Origin of the sequence: Falsirhodobacter xinxiangensis, from assembly GCF_004959935.1 — a bacterium.
Taxonomy (GTDB): domain Bacteria; phylum Pseudomonadota; class Alphaproteobacteria; order Rhodobacterales; family Rhodobacteraceae; genus Falsirhodobacter; species Falsirhodobacter xinxiangensis.
In genome coordinates, this window is sequence record NZ_SMYN01000075.1 from 1 (window position 1) to 525 (window position 525).

At 62.1% G+C, this 525-nt stretch carries 1 protein-coding gene; it reads left to right on the plus strand.

Annotated elements, in window-relative coordinates; genetic code table 11:
* Window positions 1-22: 22 nt before the first annotated feature.
* Window positions 23-525 (plus strand): general stress protein (locus E2K76_RS20190; RefSeq protein WP_220432330.1); only part of this gene is annotated, 503 nt, incomplete at its 3' end.

Here is a 525-nt window from a genome sequence, read left to right on the forward strand (position 1 = left end):
ATCAAGCACAAGGATGACCAAGATGAGCTATGACAACGAGACGAGCACGACCGGCAGCGCGACCTCGGTTTCTGCGCTTTTCGACAGCCGCGCAGACGCTCAGGATGCCCATGATCGGCTGGTTGCGGCGGGCATTTCGAGCCAGCAGATCCGGATCATCGAAGGCGATGCCAAGATTGGCTCCAGCACGACAAGCACCGTGGAAAAGGAAAAAGGCTTTTGGGAGAGCCTTGGCGACTTCTTCTTCCCAGACGAGGACCGCTATTCCTATGCCGAGGGTCTGTCGCGGGGCGGCTACCTCGTCGCTGTGACCGGTCTGACGCAAGCCAATTACGAGACTGCGCTCGATATCCTCGATGACGAGGGCACGGTGAACCTCGAAGAGCGCGAGGCAAGCTGGCGTGCTGAGGGCTGGGGCGGGTATGAGGCGAGCCCCTATGCCGCATCGCCCGCCACGGCAGGCACGTCCTACGATGCCGAGGTCACAGAACCCGTCATCGCGCCCGTCGGCACCGGAACGCGCGA